The sequence below is a fragment of the Rhizobium sp. AN68 genome (assembly GCF_030758035.1).
GTDB classification, from domain to species: domain Bacteria; phylum Pseudomonadota; class Alphaproteobacteria; order Rhizobiales; family Rhizobiaceae; genus Agrobacterium; species Agrobacterium tumefaciens.
Genome location: NZ_JARWMI010000001.1, coordinates 94,167 through 117,914 on the forward strand (window position 1 = coordinate 94,167; position 23,748 = coordinate 117,914).

General features: G+C 57.0%; 20 protein-coding genes and 1 pseudogene. 12 read left to right on the top strand and 9 right to left on the bottom strand.

What is annotated here, in order from left to right:
• Positions 1–172 precede the first annotated feature (172 nt).
• Positions 173–379: a hypothetical protein gene (locus RBH71_RS00455; protein WP_097169934.1), complete on the bottom strand. Its 207-nt coding sequence runs from the start codon at positions 377–379 to the stop codon at positions 173–175.
• Positions 380–838: 459 nt separating this feature from the next.
• A pseudogene (locus RBH71_RS26565) lies at positions 839–1,006 on the bottom strand (IS3 family transposase); the annotation flags it as partial.
• 138 nt (positions 1,007–1,144) lie between these two features.
• On the opposite strand from RBH71_RS26565, the gene RBH71_RS00465 reads away from it, so the two are divergent.
• Entirely contained in the window at positions 1,145–1,399 is a 255-nt protein-coding gene (locus tag RBH71_RS00465; RefSeq protein WP_097170254.1) for a FitA-like ribbon-helix-helix domain-containing protein, read from the top strand.
• Positions 1,396–1,815 carry a type II toxin-antitoxin system VapC family toxin gene (locus tag RBH71_RS00470; RefSeq protein ID WP_097169932.1) on the top strand — a complete coding sequence of 140 codons (420 nt, stop codon included), beginning with the start codon at positions 1,396–1,398 and terminating at the stop codon, positions 1,813–1,815. Before RBH71_RS00465 ends, RBH71_RS00470 begins: the two co-directional genes overlap by 4 nt.
• A gap of 139 nt (positions 1,816–1,954) precedes the next feature.
• On the opposite strand, the gene RBH71_RS00475 is transcribed toward RBH71_RS00470, so the two are convergent.
• The 3 genes from RBH71_RS00475 to RBH71_RS00485 are packed head-to-tail and all read right to left on the bottom strand — an operon-like array spanning position 1,955 to position 4,539.
• The gene (locus RBH71_RS00475; protein WP_323686948.1) at positions 1,955–2,851 is read right to left on the bottom strand and encodes a dihydrodipicolinate synthase family protein; all 897 of its coding nucleotides are present in this window, start codon (positions 2,849–2,851) and stop codon (positions 1,955–1,957) included.
• Positions 2,852–2,883: 32 nt separating this feature from the next.
• On the bottom strand, positions 2,884–3,765 hold the full coding sequence (locus tag RBH71_RS00480) for an SMP-30/gluconolactonase/LRE family protein (protein WP_065662737.1): 882 nt from the start codon (positions 3,763–3,765) through the stop codon (positions 2,884–2,886).
• 54 nt (positions 3,766–3,819) lie between these two features.
• Positions 3,820–4,539, bottom strand: coding sequence for a FadR/GntR family transcriptional regulator (locus RBH71_RS00485; protein ID WP_112401571.1), 720 nt, complete (start codon positions 4,537–4,539; stop codon positions 3,820–3,822).
• Positions 4,540–4,838: 299 nt separating this feature from the next.
• Here RBH71_RS00485 and RBH71_RS00490 point away from each other — a divergent pair, with 299 nt between their 5' ends.
• The 6 genes from RBH71_RS00490 (at position 4,839) to RBH71_RS00515 (ending at position 12,847) form a co-directional block, all read left to right on the top strand.
• Complete coding sequence (locus RBH71_RS00490) at positions 4,839–6,788, top strand: ABC transporter substrate-binding protein (RefSeq protein ID WP_323686949.1); 1,950 nt, start codon at positions 4,839–4,841, stop codon at positions 6,786–6,788.
• 120 nt (positions 6,789–6,908) lie between these two features.
• The gene (locus RBH71_RS00495; RefSeq protein ID WP_003517191.1) at positions 6,909–7,895 is read left to right on the top strand and encodes an ABC transporter permease; all 987 of its coding nucleotides are present in this window, start codon (positions 6,909–6,911) and stop codon (positions 7,893–7,895) included.
• Positions 7,896–7,904: 9 nt separating this feature from the next.
• Complete coding sequence (locus tag RBH71_RS00500) at positions 7,905–9,029, top strand: ABC transporter permease (RefSeq protein WP_097169928.1); 1,125 nt, start codon at positions 7,905–7,907, stop codon at positions 9,027–9,029.
• An 8-nt stretch (positions 9,030–9,037) separates the two neighbouring features.
• Entirely contained in the window at positions 9,038–10,762 is a 1,725-nt protein-coding gene (locus tag RBH71_RS00505; protein WP_162632386.1) for an ABC transporter ATP-binding protein, read from the top strand.
• Between the two features lie 44 nt (positions 10,763–10,806).
• Positions 10,807–11,994: a galactarate dehydratase gene (locus RBH71_RS00510; protein ID WP_013637437.1), complete on the top strand. Its 1,188-nt coding sequence runs from the start codon at positions 10,807–10,809 to the stop codon at positions 11,992–11,994.
• Complete coding sequence (locus RBH71_RS00515; RefSeq protein ID WP_111851164.1) at positions 11,981–12,847, top strand: aldose 1-epimerase; 867 nt, start codon at positions 11,981–11,983, stop codon at positions 12,845–12,847. The genes RBH71_RS00510 and RBH71_RS00515 overlap by 14 nt, the downstream gene beginning before the upstream one ends.
• A 353-nt stretch (positions 12,848–13,200) precedes the next feature.
• Here RBH71_RS00515 and RBH71_RS00520 read toward each other — a convergent pair whose 3' ends face one another.
• Genes RBH71_RS00520 through RBH71_RS00530 form a run of 3 tightly spaced genes read right to left on the bottom strand, consistent with a single transcriptional unit; the run spans position 13,201 to position 16,274 of the window.
• Entirely contained in the window at positions 13,201–13,866 is a 666-nt protein-coding gene (locus RBH71_RS00520) for a GNAT family N-acetyltransferase (RefSeq protein WP_111801319.1), read from the bottom strand.
• Positions 13,832–14,992 carry a Gfo/Idh/MocA family oxidoreductase gene (locus tag RBH71_RS00525; RefSeq protein ID WP_323686950.1) on the bottom strand — a complete coding sequence of 387 codons (1,161 nt, stop codon included), beginning with the start codon at positions 14,990–14,992 and terminating at the stop codon, positions 13,832–13,834. Before RBH71_RS00525 ends, RBH71_RS00520 begins: the two co-directional genes overlap by 35 nt.
• A 31-nt stretch (positions 14,993–15,023) precedes the next feature.
• The gene (locus RBH71_RS00530; RefSeq protein WP_323686951.1) at positions 15,024–16,274 is read right to left on the bottom strand and encodes an ROK family protein; all 1,251 of its coding nucleotides are present in this window, start codon (positions 16,272–16,274) and stop codon (positions 15,024–15,026) included.
• Between the two features lie 212 nt (positions 16,275–16,486).
• On the opposite strand from RBH71_RS00530, the gene RBH71_RS00535 reads away from it, so the two are divergent.
• The 4 genes from RBH71_RS00535 to RBH71_RS00550 are packed head-to-tail and all read left to right on the top strand — an operon-like array spanning position 16,487 to position 21,317.
• Positions 16,487–17,446: an extracellular solute-binding protein gene (locus RBH71_RS00535; RefSeq protein ID WP_112361160.1), complete on the top strand. Its 960-nt coding sequence runs from the start codon at positions 16,487–16,489 to the stop codon at positions 17,444–17,446.
• On the top strand, positions 17,443–19,449 hold the full coding sequence (locus tag RBH71_RS00540) for an ABC transporter permease (RefSeq protein WP_111801769.1): 2,007 nt from the start codon (positions 17,443–17,445) through the stop codon (positions 19,447–19,449). Before RBH71_RS00535 ends, RBH71_RS00540 begins: the two co-directional genes overlap by 4 nt.
• Entirely contained in the window at positions 19,442–20,503 is a 1,062-nt protein-coding gene (locus tag RBH71_RS00545) for an ABC transporter ATP-binding protein (protein ID WP_323686952.1), read from the top strand. Before RBH71_RS00540 ends, RBH71_RS00545 begins: the two co-directional genes overlap by 8 nt.
• Position 20,504: 1 nt before the next feature.
• The gene (locus RBH71_RS00550) at positions 20,505–21,317 is read left to right on the top strand and encodes an inositol monophosphatase family protein (protein ID WP_111801315.1); all 813 of its coding nucleotides are present in this window, start codon (positions 20,505–20,507) and stop codon (positions 21,315–21,317) included.
• A gap of 266 nt (positions 21,318–21,583) precedes the next feature.
• Here the strand turns inward: RBH71_RS00550 and RBH71_RS00555 are convergent, their stop codons facing one another.
• Positions 21,584–23,488 carry an AI-2E family transporter gene (locus RBH71_RS00555; protein WP_323687079.1) on the bottom strand — a complete coding sequence of 635 codons (1,905 nt, stop codon included), beginning with the start codon at positions 23,486–23,488 and terminating at the stop codon, positions 21,584–21,586.
• Positions 23,489–23,748 lie beyond the last annotated feature (260 nt).

A 23,748-nucleotide genomic window follows, 5' to 3' on the forward strand; every position in this document is an offset into this window, starting at 1 on the left:
ATCAGGCATAACGCCTTCAGCTGATGCAGATGACGGTCACCTCCCAGTTCCGTCGCAGCAGCTGTTCCCCTCTGGAGGTTTTAGATCTCCACACTTCATGGGCCGCGGTTTCCGCAGGCCCATTTTTTTATTCTTCGTTCGACGATTCTGAGGGATTTATACCGAGGCGGCTTTAGCGCAGGTCCCGCCGCTCGGCAGCTTGAAGAGCGATCATATCAAGGTACCTTTCTCGCATGGCTTTCATGTCGAATTCTCCGCGGGACCATTGCTCCAGCAAAGCAACGAAGACAGGATCCTTGTCGATCGGCATATCACGCGCTGCCGCGCGAGCAATAGCACGCTGCGCGATCGCCCTGCGGGTTTCGGGGTCTGTGCTCATGTTGCCTCGCCTGATATTCAGATGGACGGGAAGATCTAACAGGGAGTAGTCCAGATCGCGACTTCAAATTGCTCTTCCTCAAAAAATATCTGAGCATTACCGCTGAAATTGCAGCGGCGTTGGATATTGTCCCCGGGATACAAAAAGAAGGTTGCTCCCCTCACGGATTGAGCGCCTTTTTCGTATCGGCGGCGCCCGCAAACATAGTCCTGCGTCTTGACCGGAACTGGTGCTTTCCCGCCGCATTTGGCATGTTTTCCAACCCAGTCGCTTGCCACCAAATTGCGGAAGCCGCGGATATTCCACTTCTCGTACCGGTCCTCAATAATTCCGAAAGGGGGGCCGTGCGCCAATCCGTGCTCGGGGTTTATCCAAACGGCTATACGGCGAAGTCGAACGCTATGCCGCTCGTCTCGCTGTCACCTTCACTGGATTTCACGAGCGTCGTCTCAGCGAGCCGCGCCTGGACGGCCAAGGTCGCTGGTCGCGATGCTGTAAGTACTCGCGGTACCAGCCCCTCAGCGCATTCTTTGTGGGATAACCCTGCTGGCGAATGGTCCCGTTAAGTCGCTTGCCAAGCCTGATGTAAAGCTCAACGGCTCGAAGTCTGTCTGCGTAGGAATACATGAACCACCTCTTTGGTGGTCCAAGTTTTCATCCGCACCCCCAACGGGTCAAATCCTGCTGAAACTCAGTACTCTTGAATTTTAGCATCGTTCTTGGTAATTTGATATCAAAGAGATCATTTTTTCAAGGATGATATCAATGCCGGCGGTCACCATTCGTAACCTTTCTGAAGAAACACATCGCGCTCTGAGGGTGCGAGCGGCTCGTCATGGCCGGAGCACGGAGGCCGAGATTCGTGCCATTATTGAAGCGGCTGTTCGTCCTCCGGAACGTATTCAGCTCGGGTCCTTGCTAGCGGCCATTGGTCGCGACGCCGAGCTTTCCGACAGCGACGTTGAAGCTCTTCAGACAAGTCGCGACAAGACACCTGCTAAGCCGATGACCTTCGAGTGATCTTGCTTGACACCAACGTCATATCCGAACCGTGGAAACCGGTTCCAGACGAGGCGGTGATTGCCTGGTTGGACGCCCAAGCTGTCGAAACGCTGTTCATCTCCGCAATAACGATTGCGGAACTTCGCTTCGGAATTGCTGCTATGCCTTCAGGCAGACGGCAAACTATCCTCCTCGACCGTCTCGAGGGCGAGGTGCTGCCACACTTTTCCGGCCGCATCCTGTCCTTCGATCTGACTACTTCTCAATTCTACTCTGAACTGATGGCACGCACTCGAGCGTCTGGGAAAGCGATCGGCACTGCCGATGGCTACATTGCAGCCACAGCGGCGGCAAATGGCCTCACGATCTCAACTCGCGATACAAGCCCTTTCGAGGCTGCCGGGGTGAAAGTGATCAACCCCTGGTCCAGATAACCACAATGGTCATCTGGGCGTGACGCATGGCATTGTTTGTTCATCGCAACCGAGCCGGTTAGGCACATAATTCCACAGATGGATTGGGTGCCATCATCGGCATCGTAGCGTATTTCCACAGTTGGGAATGAGGCTTCTGTCATTGCCAGCTGGCAAGCAGCACTTCAAGTGTAGCACGATCCTCGTCGTCCAGACGGGCGAGTCCTGGTGCTCGAACTGGGCCAACCGCAAGACCCTGTATCTGCATCGCTTCCTTCACCACAGTCACATTGGCGCCGTTCCGGTATCGTGTCCGCAGCCGTTCGAACAACTCGATCTTTTCAACGATCTTACGTGCGGCCGAGAAATTGCCGGCCGTCAGTGCATCATGAACTTGTAGGGAAAATTGCGGTGCGACATTGACGAGACCGGATGTGAAACCGCGGGCTCCGACGGCGCAGAAGGCGGGAGCCCAGCTTTCTGCCAGTCCACACACGTAAAGTGAGCCGTGAGGATCGGAAGCGGCGATCGCACGCGACAGAAGCATAATATCGGTCGTCGCGAACTTTATGCCTGCGACATTCGGATGGCTCGATAGTCTGACCATGTCGTTGACCGAGAACCCGTCGGCGCGGACATAGGCTACGAGAGGCAATTCGCTGCCTTCAGCCAGGCCGATAAAATAGTCGATCTGTGATTGCGGCGCTGCGAACGGGTCAACCGGCTGGTGGGACATGACCGCAGACGCGCCCATCTCCCTGGCCCGCCGCGCCATGGACAGGGCCTCCCGCTGCGAGCGTCCAATCGCTGCAGTAACCGGGGCTTGCCCGTTCACCCCTTCAATCGCAGCTTCGTAGACCTTGAAAATTTCAGCGGGCGTCAACGCGTAAAACTCGCCGGTATTGCCCGCAGCAACGATATTGTGGATGCCCGCCTTTGCTACACGGGCATAGGCTTCGATGGTGACAGCTATATCGACTTCCCCGTCGGTCTCGTAAGCCGTTACGGGGACGCCGGAAATACCGTGCAGAGCCTGGCGGAAATCGAATGTCGTCATCAACTGGTTTCCTTAAAAATCAAAGGGCATCTTCAGATAGAAAATTTGTGAACGGCTACGCCCGCGACAGGCACATCAAACGCAACAAGCGTACCTGGGGTGGTTGTTCCGTTCGTTTCGGTCACAAGACTCGTGAGATAGATCGTTTTGAGGTCCGGGCCGCCGAAACATGGCATGGTCGGCCCTTTGAACGGCAACCTGTATATCTCGAACAGTTCGCCCTCCGGCGAAAAGCGGTTGAGACGCCCGGCCTGAACGCCGGCGCTCCAGTAACAGCCTTCGCAATCGGTCGCCGCGCCATCAGGCCTGCCTTCGTCGGGTGCGAAATCGTGCAGGCGTTCGGCTGGACCGAGCGTGCCCGTCGCGACATCGAAATCGAACGCCTGATACATCAGACCGCTGCTGTCAGAATGATACATACGCGTTCCGTCCAGACTCCAGGCAAGCCCGTTCGATGTGAACATATCGCCATTGATGACAAGCTCGACGCCGCCATCCGGCGCGATACGATAGAGGCGGGCATTTCCTGTCTGCACGGCAGCCTCGTCGCGGGTTCCCACCCAGAAATGGCCATCGGGGCCGACCTTGCCGTCGTTGAGACGGCTGTCTGCTCGTCCTTCGTCCGGATCGCACAGCAGTTCGAGCGCGCCGTTTGCGGGGTCTAGAAGGTGCACGCCCGTCTTGAGGCCCGCCACGACAAGGCCATTGTCGCAAAGACCGAGGCATCCCACCTGTGCGGGCATTTCGTATCTGTCGAGTTTGCCGCCCGGATGCAGGCAGAAAATGGCGGGGGCGAGAATGTCGACGAACCACAGATTCCCGGTACGCTCATCCCATGCCGGTGATTCGCCGACCTTCAACGGCGTGTCGATGAGAGAGCGGAGTTTCGGCTCTATGATGCGTGGCTGGATCACTGATTATTTTCCCTTGCCCTGGATGGCTCGCCTTTTGAAATATGGAAAACGGTTCTAGCTGCCGACGCCCTGAAACATGCGGGCACGGGCCTTTAGGATGTGATCTTTCATTGCGTCATGCGCGGCCTGTTCCCGGCGCGCAAAAATCGCTTCCACGATTGCCGTATGTTCGTTCTGCACCTCGCGCACATGTTGCGGCGTGCGCTTGAGGCTGAGGCTGCGTGTCACCGACTGGCCGATCGCGAAATGCGGTTTGAACCAGATCCGCACGGTGATGTGGAACTGGTTATGGCTCGCTTTCGCAATGGCTTCGTGCAGGGCAAAGTCCTCCTCCGCACCAAGATCGTTGCGCTCCAGACACTTTTCCAGCGCGGCAAGGGCCTGTTCGATGCGGGCTTTGTCGGCAGCCTGCCAGCTGCGTGCTGCAAGTTCGGCGGCTGCAGACTCAAGGCCGGACCGGAACTCGAAGAAACGCTGCACATCGGCAAGCGAGCCGACAGGAACCTGCTGCAACACGGATGAATCCGGCTGCTGGCGCACATAAGAGCCGGAACCTTTCTGCGAAACGATAAGCCCGTCGTTGCGCAGCCGCTCCAGCGCTTCGCGCACCACCGGCCGGGAAGCCCCGAACAGGGACGCCAGATTTTGCTCCGACGGCAACCGCTCGTTCACGGGAAACCGCCCATCAGAAATCATTCCGATGATCTTTTCGTAGATGATGTCGCTCAAGCGAGTCTCGCCTCGAGCGGCGGCGGATGCGGTTTGATTGTCCATCAGCAGCCCTTCCGTTGCAAATCGCTGAAGTTAATGGGTTTCCTGCATTTCAATCGCAACAGAAATACCGGGGTTTTCATGAATGTGGTTACTGTCGTGCCGGTTCTTTCCTCAAACCTGATCATGAAAACCGGTCTACGAATAAAAAATATGTAAAAATCTGTCAATACTTGTAATCATCTGAAAACGCCCATATGGTCTGCCCTGCCGGTGGAGGATCGGTGTGCTGGCTGGCCGGGAGGCTGTTGCGGTTCGGTGAAAGCTGTCTCGCTGCCAGTGATTTTTTGGGAGGATAGTCGATGCGCGATGGCGATAAATTTTCACTGGGCGTGACGCGCCGAACCTTTATGGCTGGGCTTGGCGGCGTCGCCGCCGTGTCCGTCATCGGGAGCTCGGCCCTGGCGGCTGCCGGCAAGGAAGCGCCGGAACTGGCAGCCCTGGTAAAAGACGGCAAACTGCCGCCGTTGGCGGAACGTCTGCCAAAAAATCCGATGGTGGTAACGCCGCATGAAAAGATCGGCACCTATGGCGGCACATTGCGCCGCGGCCTGCGCGGTTCGTCGGACCATAACGGCATCCTGCGCATGGTCGGCAACCAGGGGCTGGTGCGCTGGAACATGGACTTCACCGAAGTTCTGCCCAACCTTGCCGAGAAATGGGAGGTCAATGACGACGCCTCGCAGTTCACCTTCCATCTGTTGCAGGGCGCGAAATGGTCTGATGGACATCCCTTTACCGCAGATGACGTGGTGTTCGCCATCGAGGACTGCATCAAGAACAAGGAGCTTTACAGCGCTACCCCGGCGCAGCTCTCCGTCGCCGGTAAGGCGGTCGATGTCGAGAAAGTCGATGATTTCACGGTCAGGTTCAAATTCGCAGCGCCAAACGCGCTCTATCTGGAAAACCTCGCCACGCCGCTCGGCCAGCATCCGACGCTGTTTGCCAAGCATTATTGCAGCAAGTTCCTGCCGAAATACAACACGGCGCTCGATGCCGACGTCAAGGCGGCTGGCGTTTCCAGCTGGACGGAACTGTTCCGCGCCAAGTGCGGCGACATCGAAATTCCGTCGCGCTGGTCGAATGTCGACAAGCCGACGCTCGACCCGTGGGTGGTCAAGGAACCCTATTCCGGCGGCGCGACCCGTGTGGTCATGACACGCAATCCTTACTTCTGGCAGGTCGATACAGAAGGCAACCAGCTTCCCTATATCAACGAAGTCAATTTCGGCATTTCGCAGGATGTCAGATCGTTGATGCTGAACGTCATCTCCGGCAAGATCGACATTCAGGAACGCCATATCAGCGTTCTCGCCAACAAGCCGACGCTGTCGCAGAACATGAAAAAGGGCGATTACCGTCTGTTGACGCTGGTGCCATCGGCTGCGCAGCAGTGCCAGATCTACCTCAACATCACCCACAAAGACCCTGAGATGCGCAAGATGTTCGGCGACAAGTCGTTCCGTCAGGCGCTGTCCATCGCGCTCAACCGCCAGGAAATCATCGACATCGTCTATTTCGGCCAGAGCGAGGGCTATCAGGCCGGGCCGCGCCCGACACATCCCTGGTATCACGAAAAGCTGGCGCGTCAGAACACCGAATACGATGTCGCCAAGGCGAACGATCTTCTCGACAAGGCCGGCTACGACAAGAAGAACGGCAACGGCATGCGGCTCCGGCCCGACGGCCAGCCGATTTTCTTTTCGATCGATGTGATCCCGACACTCTATCCCGATCTGGTCGATGCGCTGGAACTGGTGAAGGCGCAGTGGGCGCAAATCGGCGTCGATATCAAGGTCAACACCATCGAACGCGCGCTGTACTACACACGCGGCGATGATAACGCCCATGATGCGGCGGTCTGGCCGGGTCCTGGCGGTCTCGATCCGATGCTCGACCCGCGTGACTTCTTCGCGTTCCACCCGCAGGGGTCGCGCTACGCCATTCCGTGGGCGCTTTGGTACACATCCAACGGGCAGAAGGGGGAAGAGCCGCCGGAAAGCCAGAAGAAGCGCTTCAAACTGTTCGATGAAGCGCGTTCGACGGCCGACCTTGTCAAGCGCGGCGAGAAGATGAAGGAAATCTTCGATATTGCGGCGGAAGAGTTCGAGACGATCGGTCTTTGCCTTGCCGTTGGTGGTTTCGGTATTATCCGCAACAACCTTCGCAACGTGCCGGAGAAAGAACCCGACAGCTGGTCATGGCCCAACCCCGGCCCGGCGTTGCCGCAACAGTTCACCTTCACAAGCTGACACCGCCACATGGGCGTCGCTTCATCAAAGCGGCGGCGCCTCTCAGGTTGCTTCGACCACCCGCAAGCCGTCTCGTAGTGGAAGGCGGCGCGTGTGGTAAAACGTGATTGCGAGAACGTCATGCTGCTATTTATCGTAAAACGCCTGCTGTGGATGATACCATCCCTGTTCGCCGTCAGCTTTCTTGCCTTTGTACTGATCCAGCTGCCACCCGGTGACTACGTGACGACTTACATCGCCACGCTTGCTGCGTCCAACGAAGTCATAGACCACAATACGGCGGCGCAACTGCGAGAGCGCTTCGGGCTCGATGACCCGATGATCGTGCAATATCTCAAATGGATATGGGGCATCATCAGTCGCGGCGATTTTGGCATCTCGTTCGAATGGCAGCAGCCCGTTTCCGGCCTCATCTGGGAGCGCATGGCGCTGACGCTGGTTCTGGCCATAGCAAGCCTTCTCGCAACCTGGGCCATAGCACTTCCGATCGGCGTCTTCTCCGCCGTGCGCAAATATTCGATCGGCGATTATCTTTTTACCGCCTTCTCCTTTTTCGGCCTGTCCATACCGTCATTCCTTCTGGCGCTGGTGCTGATGTATGTCGCGGCGGTGGAATTTGGGGCCGATGTCGGAGGGCTGTTTTCGGCGGAGTACGAGACTGCCTCGTGGAGCATCGCCAAGATGATGGATCTGATGGCCCACATCTGGCTACCAGTTGCGATCCTCGCCGTATCCTCCACGGCAAGCCTCATCCGCGTCATGCGCGCAAACATGCTGGACGAATTACCCAAACCCTACGTGACCACCGCGCGCGCAAAGGGATTGTCCGAGTTCCGGCTTCTGACGAAATATCCTTTGAGAATTGCGCTCAACCCATTCATTTCCACGATTGCATGGCTGTTGCCCAATCTCATTTCAGGCTCGGTTGTGGTTGCTATCGTGCTCAATCTGCCGACGGCCGCGCCGCTGCTTTTGCAGTCGCTGATGGCGCAGGACATGTATCTCGCCGGCGCCTTTGTGCTTTTGATCTGCGGATTGACGTTGATCGGATCGCTCATCAGCGACATCCTTCTTGCGCTGGTCGATCCGCGCATCCGTCTCGAATAGGAGGGCGCCATGAGCGATATCGCCATCACCACCAATACCCGGCCGGACCGCGCTGCCGTCGCCTCGCAATGGCAACTGATCTGGTGGGCGTTCAAGCGCCACAGGCTGGCCATGGCCGCCCTGTTCGTCACCATCGCCATGTATATCGTCGCGCTTTTGCCAGGTTTCTTCGCCATCAACGATCCGGTTCTGCAGAATGCGCGCGCCACTTTCCATCCGCCGCAACGTGTGCATTTCCTCGATACGAGGGACGGCCTCTCGCTTGGTCTGCATTATTATCCGCTGAAGCTGACGCGTGATCCTGAAACGCTGGCAGCAGTGTTCGTCGAAGATACGGCCAAGAAAATCCCGATCCAGCTATTCGGTCGCGGCTACGAATATTCGGTGCTCGGCCTGTTCACCACGGATATCCATCTGCTGGCCTCGACCGACAAGACCCGACCGCTCTTCCTTTTCGGCGCGGATCGCCTTGGCCGTGATGTTTTCAGCCGGGTAATACAGGGCTCGCAGATTTCGCTGTCCATCGGTCTAGTCGGCGTGTTTTTCTCGCTGCTTCTCGGTGTCGTTCTGGGCGGTATCTCCGGTTATTACGGCGGCCGCATCGATTTTGTCATGCAGCGCGTCATCGACTTCGTTTTGTCGCTGCCGACCATTCCCATCTGGTTGGCGCTTGCCGCCGCCCTGCCGCAGGGTTGGCCGGCAACGCTGCAATATATGATGATCACCATCATCCTGTCTTTGACCGGCTGGGCGCAGCTTGCCCGCGTCGTGCGCGGCAGGTTCCTGTCACTGAGGACGGAAGAATTCGTGGCGGCAGCCCGGCTGGATGGCGTGCCGGAAGGGCGCATCATTTTCCGCCATATGCTGCCGAGTTTTTCGAGCCACATCATCGCCTCGGTCACGCTTGCGGTTCCGGCGATGATCCTTGCGGAAACCTCGCTGTCCTTCCTCGGTCTTGGCCTCCAGCCGCCGACCATTTCCTGGGGCGTGCTGCTTCGCGAGGCGCAGAATATTCGCTCGATTGCAACAGCGCCGTGGCTGTTCCTGCCCGGCGTGGCTGTTGTCGTTGCCGTCATGGCGCTCAATCTGCTCGGTGACGGTCTGCGTGACGCAGCCGACCCCTATAACAAGTGAGGCCCCGGATGAGCGATATTCTCTCCATGAAGCCAGACCGACCGCTGCTTGACGTCCGCAATCTGGTCACCGAATTTCCCGTGCGAAACGGCATTTTCCGCGCGGTAAACGATCTCTCCTTTTCCATCGATCCCGGCAAGACGCTCTGCGTCGTGGGCGAAAGCGGTTCCGGCAAATCCGTCACCGCCCGCTCGATCCTCCAGATCATCGACAGCCCCGGTTACATCGCTTCCGGGTCGATCATCCTCAACCGTGCCGACGGCACGTCGCTGGATCTCGCAAAGCTCGATCCGCGCAGCCGGGCCATCCGCTCGGTGCGCGGCGCAGATATCGCGATGATTTTTCAGGAGCCGATGTCGTCGCTGTCGCCGGTGCATACCGTCGGTGATCAAATCACCGAAGTTCTGCGGCTGCACTTGAAGATGAGCAAGGCGCAGGCACGTGCGGAAGCCATCGAGCTGCTGCGACAGGTGGAAATTCCCAACCCCGAAAAGGCGCTGGATCGTTATGCCTTCCAATATTCCGGCGGCATGCGCCAGCGCGCCATGATCGCCATGGCGCTAGCCTGCAAACCGCAACTGTTGATCGCTGACGAACCGACAACCGCGCTAGACGTCACGACGCAGGCCGAAATCCTCGACCTGATATCGCGGCTGCAAAAGGCGCATGGCATGGCGGTGCTGTTCATCACCCACGACATGGGCGTGGTGGCGCAGATTGCCGATGACGTGCTGGTCATGCATCACGGCGTCGCCAAGGAATATGGCACTGTCGATGAAATATTCCACAATCCGCAAGACCCCTATACGCGCATGCTGATTGGCTCGGTTCTGAAGCTGGAGCAGAAGGCGGATATCCGGCTTGCCCGCCCGCCGCTCGATCTTGCCGCGGCGCCTATCCTAGAAGTGAACGACCTCTCGATGCACTTCGGTGAGATGAAAGCGCTGGATGGCGTGTCGATCAAGCTGCTTCCGGGCGAAACGCTCGGCATCGTCGGCGAAAGCGGCTCCGGCAAGACCACCATGGGCCGCTCGATCATGCGCCTCTACGATCCGACCGGGGGCGAGATGCGCTATCGCCGGGCGGATGGCACGGTGGTCGATCTTGCCAAAATCGAAGGTGCGGAGCTGAAAGCGGCGCGGCGTGAGTTACGCATGGTTTTTCAGGATCCATTCGGTTCGCTCAATCCGCGAATGACGGTGGCACAGGTCATCGGCGAGCCGCTGCTGGTCAACGGCATTGCGAAAGGCAAGGAACTGGATGAGCGCGTCTGCGCCCTGATGGAGCAGGTGGGTCTGGACCCGGCCGGACGTGAGCGTTACCCACACGCCTTTTCCGGCGGCCAGCGCCAACGCATCGGTATCGCCCGCGCCATCACGCTCCGGCCGCGCATCATCGTTGCGGATGAGGCGACATCGGCGCTCGATGTTTCGGTGCGTTTCCAGGTGCTGGACCTGCTCATGCGGCTGCAGGACGAACTTGGCCTGGCTTACATCTTCATCAGCCATGACATCGGCGTCATCAGATACATGTGCGACCGCGTCGGAGTGATGTATCGCGGCAAGCTTGTTGAGGTGGGAGACGCCGAAAAAGTCTGCAACGCGCCGGATCACCCTTATACGCAGGCACTTCTGTCGGCCATTCCGCGCCCGGATCCGCGCGACCGCGACCGCACGAGAAGGTTCCGCTACGTCGAGCCGCCCGAGATCAAGAACGGAGCTGCTGCCAGATAACAGCGCGGCTGTTGCTTCTCGCAATTCAAGAGGAAGACCAAAGCATGAAAATCGATCGCATGCGGGTATTCGTTACCCGCGACAAGGACCGCCCCCGCGTTATCGTCGCTCTCGATACCGATGACGGTTTGACCGGCTGGGGCGAATGCTACAATCACGGCCCCGATCTCGCATTGCCCCCGGTTCTGGATTACCTCTACGGCTTCCTTGCCGGGCAGGATCCGACTCGGGTCGAGTATCTCTACAATCTTCTCCTCCAACAAAACCGCTTTCCGCCCGGAGCACTTGGTCTTTCGGCAATCTCAGCCCTTGACCATTGCCTCTGGGACCTTGCCGCCAAGGCGGCGGGGGTGCCTGTCTACAAGCTTTTGGGCGGTGAAGTGCGTGATCGTATCAAGGTTTACGCCGGCGTCTACACGGCACCGGATGCGCCGGCGGCAAGGGAAGAATTCGATCGTCTCAACGAAGACTGGGGGTTCACAGCCTTCAAGCTAAGCCCATGGCGCGTCGATATTCACGCCCATCGCTGGGGTGAGGTGGTGCGCAGTTCAGCCGAATATTTCCGCTCGCTTCGCGAAACCGTGCGGCCCGACTACGATATTGCCTTCGACGCGCATGCCAAGATTTTCGAGCCTGCTGCCGCTCGTCAACTGGGTAATGCGCTTGCCCCTTACGATCCGCTATTTTTCGAAGAGCCGTTGCGTCCGGAAAATATCGAGATGTGGGGAGACCTGAAGCAGGGGCTGAACTGCACGCTGGCAACGGGTGAAAGTCTTTACAACCGCAATGACTTCCTGCGTCTTCTGCAAGTCCGGGGCGCCGATATCATTCAACCCGACATCTGCGTTGTCGGTGGTATTTCGGAAATGCGCCGCATCGCCACGCTTGCAGAGGCGCATTTCGTCAGCATCGCACCGCACAATCCGATGGGGCCGCTCGCCACCGCCGTCAACGTGCATTTCTCCGCCGCCCAACAGAATTTCCGTATTCTTGAATACAGGCTGCCGAAAGGGCAGTGCTATGTTTATGGCGGCACCGACCTCGAAAAACGCGAGGATGAAACGCGCTATGTTGTCGACCCTTATTTGCCAAAGGATGGATACCTGGAACTGAGGCCGGACCGACCGGGTTGGGGAGTCGAGATGGATGAAAAGGCCATGCAGGAAGATGGCTATGTTCACTGGCAGCGACGCGTGCCGAAACGGCCTGATGGCTCATATGCTTTTGCCTGAAACGGTTACTATTGCCTTCAGGCAGCTTTCGGCCCGCCTCCGCCCTTCCTGGGGTGGAAGGATGACGCATCTGCACCACGAGGATCACGGCGATATTCTGGTGCCGACAGCGGGGGAGTCTTTTGACCCGTTGAACTGGCCGAGGGCAGGTGCCTATCCGCTCATTCCATATCACAACAGGTTATATGGCCGCTCATTCGTTCACGCGGATATCCGCCACGACCTTCTTCCACATCCCGCCCTTTCGCCTGATGCCATGCATGGACCTGCTCACCGAAGATCGTGGGATATTTCCAGCCTGGCGGGCGATCAGTGCACACTGGTGCTTGACTATAAGGCGGATGCTGAGTGGCCATTTTCCTTCCGCGCTGAACAATCTTTCTTGCTTGAAAGCAACCGTTTGACGGTGGAATTGTCGATAACCAATCTGGAAAACCGGCCTGTGCCGGTTTCGCTTGGCTGGCATCCCTATTTTTCGGCAGAATTAGGCTGCGACGCCAGCACCGATGCCAAACTGCAATATCCCCTCGATGTGCAGAACGTGCCAACCGGCCAGCAAGCGGTGCCCCGCTCGAAACCTACCATTCCTGCTACGACGGGATACACCTTGCACTTCACCGACTGGTCATATGCGCGCATCGGTTTTGACAGTTTTTCACTGTTGCTCGAGGCCGATCCTGTTTTTAGCAATCTCGCTGCCCACCGTATGGACCGCTATCTTTGTCTTGAACCCGTTTCCATGGTCGCCGGAGCACTTGGCTTACCGGAACCAGAGCGAAATGGCCGCGGCGTCGAAACGATCTCTCCCGGCCAACGACTGTCTGGGTGTATCAGGCTTTCTATTGAAAGTTGACGGGGGCGGATTGCCTCACTCCCATGATGCTGATGGTCGGATTGCACGACCTCAACAATGCGCTGAATACCTAAACGAAATTCATCAATAATATTCGATTGAGTCCATTCCACTGTGTTTCTAAGCCAATGGAACTGCTCCAAAAAGTCTGACAACAAATGACGTGCGGCAGGTTCGTACCCCTTCAGGGCGAAAAGACACTTTGTCGCAAAACGGAATGGACTATAAAAGCCAGCTCGCCATGAAAATCATTTCTGGAAAAGTTTTGGTTATCCTCGAGCTTCGACAAGTGAAAGCAAAAGGCGCTACAGCTTGAAGAGCGACGTTAGAAATCGCGACGCGCTTTAAGTATTTTATTCAATCAGCCGCTTCGCCATCACGATCGATGGTGTCCGGTCAATTTCCACAAAGCCGAATTTGGCGTAAAATGCTACGACCTTTTCGTTATACTGATTAACGCCTAGATGGACGCCTCTTACGTCAGACCTCGTTAAAGAATCCAGTTGATGTCGCAGTAGCGACGACCCATGGCCGCCATTTTGGATCTCAGGCAGAAGATTGATATGCAGATGGGCGGGGTAGGGCCGCGTGACCTCAGCCGGGGTCTTTCTTGCGCTTCGAATATAGGAAAGAACGTTCTCATCCTCTACTGTCCGTGTTTCGAAATCGCGGAGCTCTTCCTGCAAGGACGGCCACCATGCGGCCTCGAGCCAATTTTCATAGGCAATCGTATCGGTTGCGGCGACACAGTAGCCCATGACGACGTCATCCTTCGTCAGCACGAATGCAGTTTCTGCGCAGAAGCGGACATAGGGCAGCGCCCATAAGAGTCCGGGAAGTCTCGGGTCAGAGTAGTATTGTGATCCGTCTTTGCCTCGATCTGAAGTGCGCACACATATGTCGAGGATCGCCGTCTCATCGGACGGTCGGGCGTTGCGGATGATTACGGAGGATAGAGACTCTGGCATGGTCATAATCGTGGCCTCAGGCAGCCACATGCGGGGTGCGAAGCGCGTCATCGAAGCGCTGCCAGGTTTCAGCAAGCTCGATGGTGCGCCGGAGACGGCGTGCCTCATCGATCTTGATTGCCACGAGCCCCGCTTCCAAGGCTGAGACGATATTGACGGGCAGGGGAGAGGCCTCGGTCAGATGCCTGTAGATATCCGAGGCCATCTGATCATCTGCGCCATAGTGATCGCTTTCGTGCCCCTCGTAACGCCGCTCGACTAGCTTTTCGCCTGTTATTGCAGAGTGCACTTCGAAGCGATTGCGGATGAAATCGCCTTCGGCCATTCCCTTGCTACCGATCACGCAGAAGCGGCGGAACTGATCTGGAACGTTGAGATTGGTATGAAACGTCATCGTCGCCCCGCCATTGTATTCGATAATCGCGGTCTGATAGTCGATAATATCGCCGTCACTCTCGAACACCGCGCCACCCTCTAGCCAGCCGCTCGGCTTTTTATAGAATTCCCGCTGTTGAAACGCGGAGAACTGATCCGGTTTGTTTTCCGCGATAAACGACTTTCGGCCGCCGAAGCTGGCAACGGCCATCGCCCGCTGCCCAACAACGCTGCCATAGAGGTCGAGATCGTGGCAGCATTTCTCCAAGATAAACGGCCCAGCGTAGCGCGTATGCCGTCGCCAGTCCCGCATGAAGAATGCTCCGTGGTAGGGTGCGATATGCTCGGATGCCTCAATCGACGTGATGGCGCCGATTTGACCTTGCGTCTGGGCTGCGCGCAGATCCCGATAAAGGTCAGAGTACCGCAGAACGAGCCCCACGATAACGCTTTCATCGCCATATTTGGCAAGCAGACGCGCCATCGTCATTGTCTGGTTTTCGTCGATCACCACCGGTTTCTCCGTGAAAACCCGCACGCCTGCGCGCAATCCCGCGGTGATATGTTCCAGATGGAAAAGATTGGGCGAGCCGACCATAAGAAGATCCGGCTTCGTCTGCGTCAGCATAGCCTCGATGGTTTCGAAACGTCGCGGCGCCGCCATGCCTGCCGACTGAATGGCTGGCAGCCCAGCAGGCTGCGGGTCCATCAAGCCGACAATTTCCAGTTCAGGGCAGGCCTTGCGGAAGGAGGCAATGACATTGGCAAGCCGAAAGCCGAGCCCGGCAATTGCGATTTTCATGTTTTAGTCCTGTCGGCAAGAGTTATGTAAATCAGGATGACGTGTCGTCATCCGTTGGCGCGCCTGCGACCCGATCGAAGCGTCTTTCGAAATCAATCGTCTGGCTGCGTCCGCGCATCGATGAGAGGCGCCTGAAGTCTGGGCTGCCATGAGCAATCACAGGTAGCATGGCAGCGCCGATCGCGGCGGCCTCCGGCCCTAGAGCGCCAGCACACAGCCGGGGAATTTCGCGGTGGCTTCGGGCGCTGACTGACGGCAAAAGGGGATAGGCCCGGTCGATCAGGGAATTGATGAGCGCTGGTGGAAAGTGCCCTCCAACCACGATGGTCTGCGGGTCCATGATGTTTTCAAGCAGCGACACCAGCAACCGCAGGCGCTTTGAATTGAGGTCGAGCCATCGCATCAGAACACTGTCGCGTTGAGCGTAAAGTTTCTCCAATGCCCCAGGCCGCGCAATCTCCTTGCTTTCGCACGACAGCATCGCTGCAAGTTCGTCGATCGAAAACGGTGTTTGTTTCCCCGCATCTGGATTGGCAAGTTCCGCCGGCCATGTCAGGAGACCGATTTCTCCGGCATTGTTCCAAAATCCCTGAAGCGGCATGCTGTCATTGATAATGCCTGCCCCAAGTCCGTGCCCGACGAAAATATGGACGTAGTGGCTCAGTCCTCCCGCACTTCCCACCCTCAGTTCGGCAACTGCTGCGGCTGTGGCGTCATTCTCGACGATGGTGGGGAGGCCACATGCATCTTCGATGGCTTCCGCTACCGGCATACGGCTCCACGCATCCCAACCCGGCGGGCCGACGGGATGTTCGAATTCCGCCTCCTGCAATGTGGGCATCGCGATGCCGATGCCCCAGGCGGGACGATCCACGGTAACCGACCGCAGACGCTGTGTCATATCGGCGATGGCACGGATGGTGTCGGATGGATCTTCGAGCGATGCGGATGCGGTTTCGCGACCCAACTCCCGCCCCGCCAGATCGCAGACGATGCCCAGAAGCCCGTCGCGATCTACGTGAATACCCAGGCAGCAACCGGCCTCGGCCCTGACCCACATCTTCTTTTGCGGCGCACCGCGCGCGCCCTCTTGTTGGATGGTTTCCACAACCACTGAACGGTCTATCAGGTCCTTGCAGATATTGGACATGGTTTGCGGCTTCAAGCCTGTCACATCGACAAGGTCACGCCGGCTTGTGCCATTGCCAGATCGGATAAGATCGAAAACGAGGCGACGGTTGTAGCGGCCGGAATATGTGTGATTGCTGCCCATCAAGCTCATCGGGGCCAATTCCTATTTAATAAATTAAATGGAATTTATCAGCCCAGCCTATGGGCGTCAAGCAGTTCGCAATGCAGATGATCTTAGCCTTCAGTCATAATACTGTAACGCAAGGACCGTAATTCCGAAGAAAAGGCGGCTTGATTTTTAATCTGGTAAATGGATTAATAGGGTCGCCTTCTTCTCAGTGACTTTAAAAAGGGAACATAGTCATGCTGAAATGGACCTTGCGGCGTATCATAGCGGGCGCGTTGGCGTCGGCGTCGATCATCAGTGTTGCGAATGCCGGAGAACTGGTGGTCTACACCGCTCATGGGGAGGCGACATCTGCTCCCATCCTCGACGCTTTTGCTAAGGAAAATCCGGATGTGAAGGTGACCGTCGTGCGCGGCGGTACTGGCGAGCTGATCGAGCGTCTGCGTGCAGAAGGTGGCAATTCCTCGGCAGACGTCATGTGGGGCGGACCGACGCAGACCTTCGAAGAAAATGCAGCGCTCTTCCAATCGTTCGAAAGCAAGTCCGACGCCGACATGGTGACTAACGATCCCAATCACATCTGGCATCCGTTCACGGTGCTGCTGCAGCCGCTGGTCGTCAGCACCAAACGCGTCGAGGCCGGCTCCATACCAAGCACGCAGAAAGATCTCGTCTCACAGGACTTCGCAAAGAACGGTGGCCTGATTATTCCAGACCCTGCAAAATCCGGCACCGGCTATGTCATTCTTTCCGCTCTTGCTGGCAATTTCGGTTGGGATTTCGTCGGTCAAATGGCCAAGGGTGCGCGCATTGCTCCCGGTTCCGATGACGCCTTCAACGCCGTACGCGACGGTGAAGCAGCAGTTGGCTGGATTAACGAGGATCTGGGTGCCAAGTGGAAGGCTCAAGGCCTGCCGATCGAAATCGTCTATCCGGCCGATGCGGTTACCGGCCAGATCGATGCGCAAGCCATCGTCAAGGGCGCACAGCACATCGAAGACGCCAAGAGCTTCATCGATTTCCTCGGCAGCAAGACGGCGCATGAAATCGTTCGCGACGCCACCGTTCGACGCTCGGCACGCAAGGATGTAACGCCTCCCGCCGCTCTGCCTGACATGGCTACGCTCACGATCGTATCCGCTGTCGATCCGCGCCCTGTGGTCGTGGCTCGCTTTCAGGAGCTTCGCGGAAAATGAAGGTGCTGCGCGACAATTGGCTGATATTTTCAATCGTCGCGCTCGTGCTCTGCGGCCTGACGATTGTTGTCCCGCAGGTTCGCCTCATGGCCGCCTCCCTCCTGGAGGAGGGCGGCCGTTTTACTCTTCTGCATAATAAAGACGGCTTGCAATTCGTCCCGGAGATGACCGCCCGATACAGCGTTGCTAAACTTTCTGACGGCGTTGCGATAACGTTGAGTTCGACTGACAGTCTGACTGTAGACGTCCAGGATGACCGAACGCTGCGCCTCTCTTCGCAAGAGCCGATTTCGGTTGGTAAGGATGAGGCAGGTTTACTTGAACTCGATCTGGGCTCGGCTCGGTTCACGCTTTCGCAGCAGGCGCCCCGGGGGCTATTCGCGACAACTGCACCAGCGCCTTTAGACATCAACGCGCAGTCGCTCAACGCCGTCCTGCTCTCACATGCCGCGAACGCCTACATCACCTTCGAAAACAAATCGCTGTCGCTCTCTGCTGTCCACTATACCGATTTCTTTACACGCTCGGAAACCCTTTCCGCCACGGTAAACAGCCTGCTGATCGCGTTGACATCCACCGGACTTGCCGCTTTGATCGGCGTATCGCTGGCTTATCTTATCGCACGTTACCGGGTCGCGGGCAGCACTGCTATCGTCTTTCTTGTCACTATGGCGTCCGTGTCTCCACCATTTCTGGGGGCATACGCCTGGCGCTTGCTTCTGGGACGAAACGGCGTTCTGACCAACTATCTCGGCCTCGATGTCTCGATTGTCGGCTTGCATGGCGTCATTTGGGTCATCACCTGGCTGGTCTTTCCAATCATCTTTCTGCTCAGTCACAGCTCGTTTCAGAGTTTGGACGCTGGCCATATCGAGGCAGCGGAAAGCCTTGGTGCCAAGCCGCCTCGTGTGCGCATGACGGTCGAAATTCCGCTGGCACTCCCCGGCATCATCACCGGTCTCTATCTGGCAACGATGGCAGCCCTGTCTGACTTCGGAACGCCGCGCATCATTGGCCTCGATGTCAACGCACTGCCGGTTCTGATCTATACGTCCTTCCTGAGTGAGGCAGGACGCAATCCGGCGCTTGCGGCCACAGGATCGATTGTGCTCATCACCATCTCGAGCCTGTTCCTCATGGCGCAGCAAATCTATTTGGCGCGACGCGGTTTTGCCGTGGTGTCGTCGCGGGCGCTGGAACGCAAGCCGCTATCGCCTCTTGCTCATGTCACAGTGCTTGGCGCGGTCATCATTGCCCTTCTCATGGCATTCACGCCCCACCTGACGGTGCTGGTTTCCAGCTTCATGGAATGGCGGGTCGGCCTGCCCAGGGCGAACTTTACGCTGGAAAACTACGCCACTATGTGGCGCACCGGCATGGGGCCGGCTTGGGTGACCTTGTCGCTTGGTATTGCCGGAACGCTGGCGGCAACAGCAATCGGGTTGGGGATTGCATATGTGATTATACGCAAGCGCTACCGGATCATCGCCCCCGTTCTCAGCCTCACTGTCATGATGCCCTACGTCATTCCCGGCACGGTGCTCGGTATCGGTCTCATCATGATGTTCAACAAGGCGCCGCTGCAACTGACCGGCACCTGGTTCATCCTTCTCCTTGCCTATCTCATTCGAAACCTGCCTTTTACGGTGAAGGCGTCAGAGGCGGCCCTGAGGCGCGTTCACCCGGCTCTCGAAGAGGCCGCAATCAGTCTTGGAGCGCGTCCATTCAGGGTGTTCTTCACCATAACGGCACCTCTTGTTCTGGCGGGGGCGGTAACCGGTGCAACGCTCACCTTCCTTCACATCGTCACGGAGCTGTCGTCTACCATCGTTCTCTATCGTCCGCCGTGGAAGCCGATGACAGCCGTGATCTTCGAGAACACGCTTGTCGATGCCGATTTCGGTGTCTCCGCAGCACAGACCATCCTGCTGATGCTGATCATTTACATCCCTCTCTATTTCATTGTCCGCTACGGCCAAATTCGAGGAAATTCCGGTGGTTGAAACCTCATCTTCCAAAACTCCAACCCAAGGCTGCGAGGTCGTCATCGACGCCGTCTCCAAGACCTTTGGCAATCATGCAGTTCTGAAAGACATCAGCCTCACGATCAGGCCGGGCGAATTTTTCACGCTGCTAGGGCCGTCCGGTTGCGGCAAGACGACACTTTTGCGCGCCATTGCAGGTTTCCACCCAATCGATGGCGGAAAAATCCTGTTCAACGGGCAGAACGTGACCTCGTTCGCCGCCTGGGACAGAAATATCGGCTTCGTCTTCCAGAACTATGCGCTGTGGCCAAACCAGACCGTGTTCGACAATGTCGCTTACGGGCTCAAACTGCGTAAGGTTCCGAAGAGCGAAGTTGCTGAAAGGGTTCGGGCCGCACTGGCCCAGGTCGAGCTTCACGGCGTCGAGAAGCGCTATCCCGCAGAAATGAGTGGGGGTATGCAGCAGCGCATCGCGCTGGCGCGTGCACTCGTCATCAACCCGCCGCTGCTTCTCATGGACGAGCCCATGTCCAACCTTGATGCGCGTCTTCGCGTGGCTCTTCGCCATGAACTGCGCAGTCTGCAGAAGAGACTCGGTCTCACAGCAATCTATGTGACGCATGATCAGGAAGAAGCCCTCGAAATGTCGGACCGGATCGCCGTGATGCAGAATGGAATTGTGCAGCAGCTTGCAGATCCCGAAACAATTTATTCGCGACCGGCGAACCGCTTCGTTGCCGAGTTCGTCGGCAGCGCAAACTTTCTGGAGGGCGAATTTGATGAGACCGGCTTCCAGATGGCTGACGGATCGAGACTTCCTATCACAGGAAGCGGCCACCGCGGTAAAGGCACACTTGTCGTGCGTCCCGAACAGGTAATGACCCGCGAAAACGGCAGAGCTCTCGTCAATGCAACGGTGAAAGATCGCCGCTTCATGGGCAAGGCCTGGACGCAGAGCCTTCGACTTGAGAACGGTGCGACCATCTCGGTGGAAACACGACACGCACTCGATCTCGACTCTCGCGTCGGTGTGGATTTCGAGACGATAACTTTTCTACCCTCGGGAGTATGAGATGGCGGACTTGTCGCTTGACGAACTGATGCAGCTTGCATTGTCCGCCGCACTTGCCGGAGGCGCTGAACTGAAGACGCATTTCGGCGCCATGTCCCGCGATAGTGTTCAACGAAAAGCTTTGGGTGATTATGCGTCCAAGGCCGATCTTGCTGCCGAGGAGGCTATTGCCGCAGTTCTGGCAAGAGCAGGTGATCTCTACGGTTTCGTGGGTGAAGAAACCGGTACGCGCAAACCAGACGCACGACGCCGCTGGGTGGTAGACCCGCTCGACGGAACCAGCAACTTCATTTGGGGCATTCCCTATTTTGCTGTCAGCATCGCTCTTTGCGACGACGATGGCGAAATACTGGGCGTCGTCCTTGACCCATTGCGGGACGAGATGTTCACGGCAGTTCGAGGGCAGGGTGCCCGGATGAACGGTAAGGAACTGACACGGTTGGAAGAGAAAAAGCCGGAAGAATCCATCATATCTCTATCTATGCCGATCCACGGACAGTTGAAGTCGATGGACCGCAGTAGTTTCTTCCGGGCCCTTGATACCATCACCAACGAGACGGCAGGCATCCGCCGACTCGGCTCGGCCGCACTCGATCTCGCATATGTTGGCGCGGGCAGGCTAAATGGCTATTTCGAAGACGGCCTTAGCCATTACGACTACGCGGCTGGAAAGATTATTGCCCAGGAAGCCGGAGCGCTTGTTACCTCGCTTAGCGGCGGTGTTGTAAAGGACGGCGGTTCACTGTTGGCGGGAACGTCATCCATACATCAGTGGCTCCAATCCAAGTTTCAGCAAGGGGAGACTCCAAGCTGAAAGGTCTCACAACCGCAGGCCGCTTTTGATGTCGCAACTGTCAAGCTTCAGACCTGACTGCTCTTAGTTCGCCGTAGATACCTCGGGACGCGTGACGTTATCAATCTTTGTATCGATGCATCGTGCTTTTTGCAGAGTACGGGTTTGGGCGGTGATGAGCGTGCGCAAGTCCAGGGGCTGAAGCTTTCGGGTGGTCCTATGCGTTATGATCCAGGAGACGAGATGCGTGCACATTGGTAGTATCAACAGACTTCTCGTGGCTGCGTTCAGGCAGCCACCGGCGGCACCCGGCGCTGGCGTGCCACTTTTCTCACGGGGCTTTTCAAGGCCACAGGGCCTGTGTCGCTCAGGGCCGACAAGACGGCCTGCGTCAGCGAAGCGGCAACGAAGTCGGCGCTTATGTCTTGTGGGTCGATTGGCGCTTCGCGCCCGCTTTCTCCCATCGGCAACAAAATGCCGACACGAAGAGAAGGTCTTACACGCTTTAAACGACGCACGATCTGTCGCGCGTGCGATTTCGAGTTCTCATTGAGAAACGTAACGACAACGGTGTCGATATCGTCAGCCACCAGAGCCTTTAGATCTCGTCCTTCAATCACCGTATAGTCTGCTTGTCTGATCTGCGCACCCTGAACCAAGAGAACTTGCGATAACATCGCAGACGCTGCATCGTCCATGGCCCCTCGGCCTCCCAGGGATAGAATTGATCTTCCCTTACCCTCCGGTAGCGCGATTGTCTCTTTGGTCTCTGGCGCTGAAGTCTGTTCGTCTTCCGACAGTCCCTCGTTTTCCTCTTCGCTCGCAATCTCTGCAAGATTTTCAATGAGGGCATGGGCGCTGGAGGCAAGAAGCGCGATCTGAGCCTCTGTCATCACGCCGCGCTGGCGGTCCGCTTCGCCCAGGATCAAGGCAGGAAGACCAACTTTTTCGTAGTAGTCGATGAGATATTCCTCTTCGAGAAACTCTTCGGCGTTGTCAGTCGCTTCGTTGGGGTCGCCGGAGAGCAGCCGCTGGTAAAGCTTTTCCTGCGGTTGGAGGACTGGTTCATTTCCGAGCAGAACGTCCAGAAAACTGAACTCGGGGACATATCTGCCAAGAACGACCAGACACACCGTGAGAGGTGTCGACAGCATTAACCCCAGCGGTCCCCAGAGCCAGGACCAGAAGATTGCGGAGACGATGATCGCCATCGGAGACAAGCCGGTGTGGCTACCATAAAGCCAAGGTTCAACCACATTATTGCTGATCAGTTCGGTGATAATGAAAAGTGCCGCGACCCACGCGACCAACGACCAGCCGGGAGAGATTGCAAGGGCGAGGAACAGCGGCAATACCATTCCGATAACGGGACCAATATAGGGCACGAAACGCAGAACCAGCGTCAGCAGACCCCACAGGATCGCGTTCGGAATGCCAAGCACCCAAAGCCCAATGGTGATGGGAAAGGCGTAAAGGGCATTTACCACCAATTGCATCAGAAGGTATTTCCCAACCCGTTTTCCAGCGTCCTGCAGCGCTGCCGTCGTGCGATGCAGGTCACCAAGTCCAACCAGCCTGATGAACCTGTCGCGAAGGTCCTCGCGCTCGATCAACATGAAAATCACAAGAACGATGACCAAACCTGCCGTTGCAAACGGGCTGATAAGCGGAAGAATGAAATTGCCAAGTGTCTCGACCGGATGGGATCGTGTGACGATTTCAACGGGCATCGGCTCTCGCATGGTTGGTGCGGTCGACTGCTCGTCCTGACTTTCGACGGCGCGTGTCTGCAACTCGGCGCCGACACGCTCGACAACCTTGCTCAGATGTTCGAGCACACCATTGCCTGATCCGGCTTGGCTGAGCGCCTGAACCTTGGTGACGATATTGCGCTGATATGTCGGGATGTTTTCGGCAAGATTTGTCACCTGCGTGGCGACGACGAAACTGAACAGCGCAATTGCCATGAAGGCTGAGGCGACCGCCAAAATAACGGCGGCAATCTTGGGCACTGAGTGTTTTCGGAGAAAAGAGACAATAGGTGCCAGAGTGAATGTCAGGAGGAGAGCCAAGGCTAATGGCACGAAGATTTCCTGACCCACGTGCAGGATGACCGCGACGCCAATCAGAATGAGAATCGTTCGTCCAGAAAGCCTGGTGTTAGCCAGCGGACCTTGATGAGAAACGGCCATAAGTTTTCCGATGTCGTTTGTTGTTAAAGCGCCAGTGTCCATCAGCAGTCCGCCTTTAGATGCACCGATGAACTCAAAAAATATGTGCCATGTCCGCATCTGCTTTATGAAGATCAGCTTTAACTCGCGAAAGACGTTAAAGATGCAAGGGCGTGCCTTACATCTTTCTCTCGACCTAGCAGTCCTGTAGTAGCGCCAATGCAAGGGAGAATATTGCTTAAAAATTACTGTGGCCTATCGGAATCGAAAAAGGGGTGTAG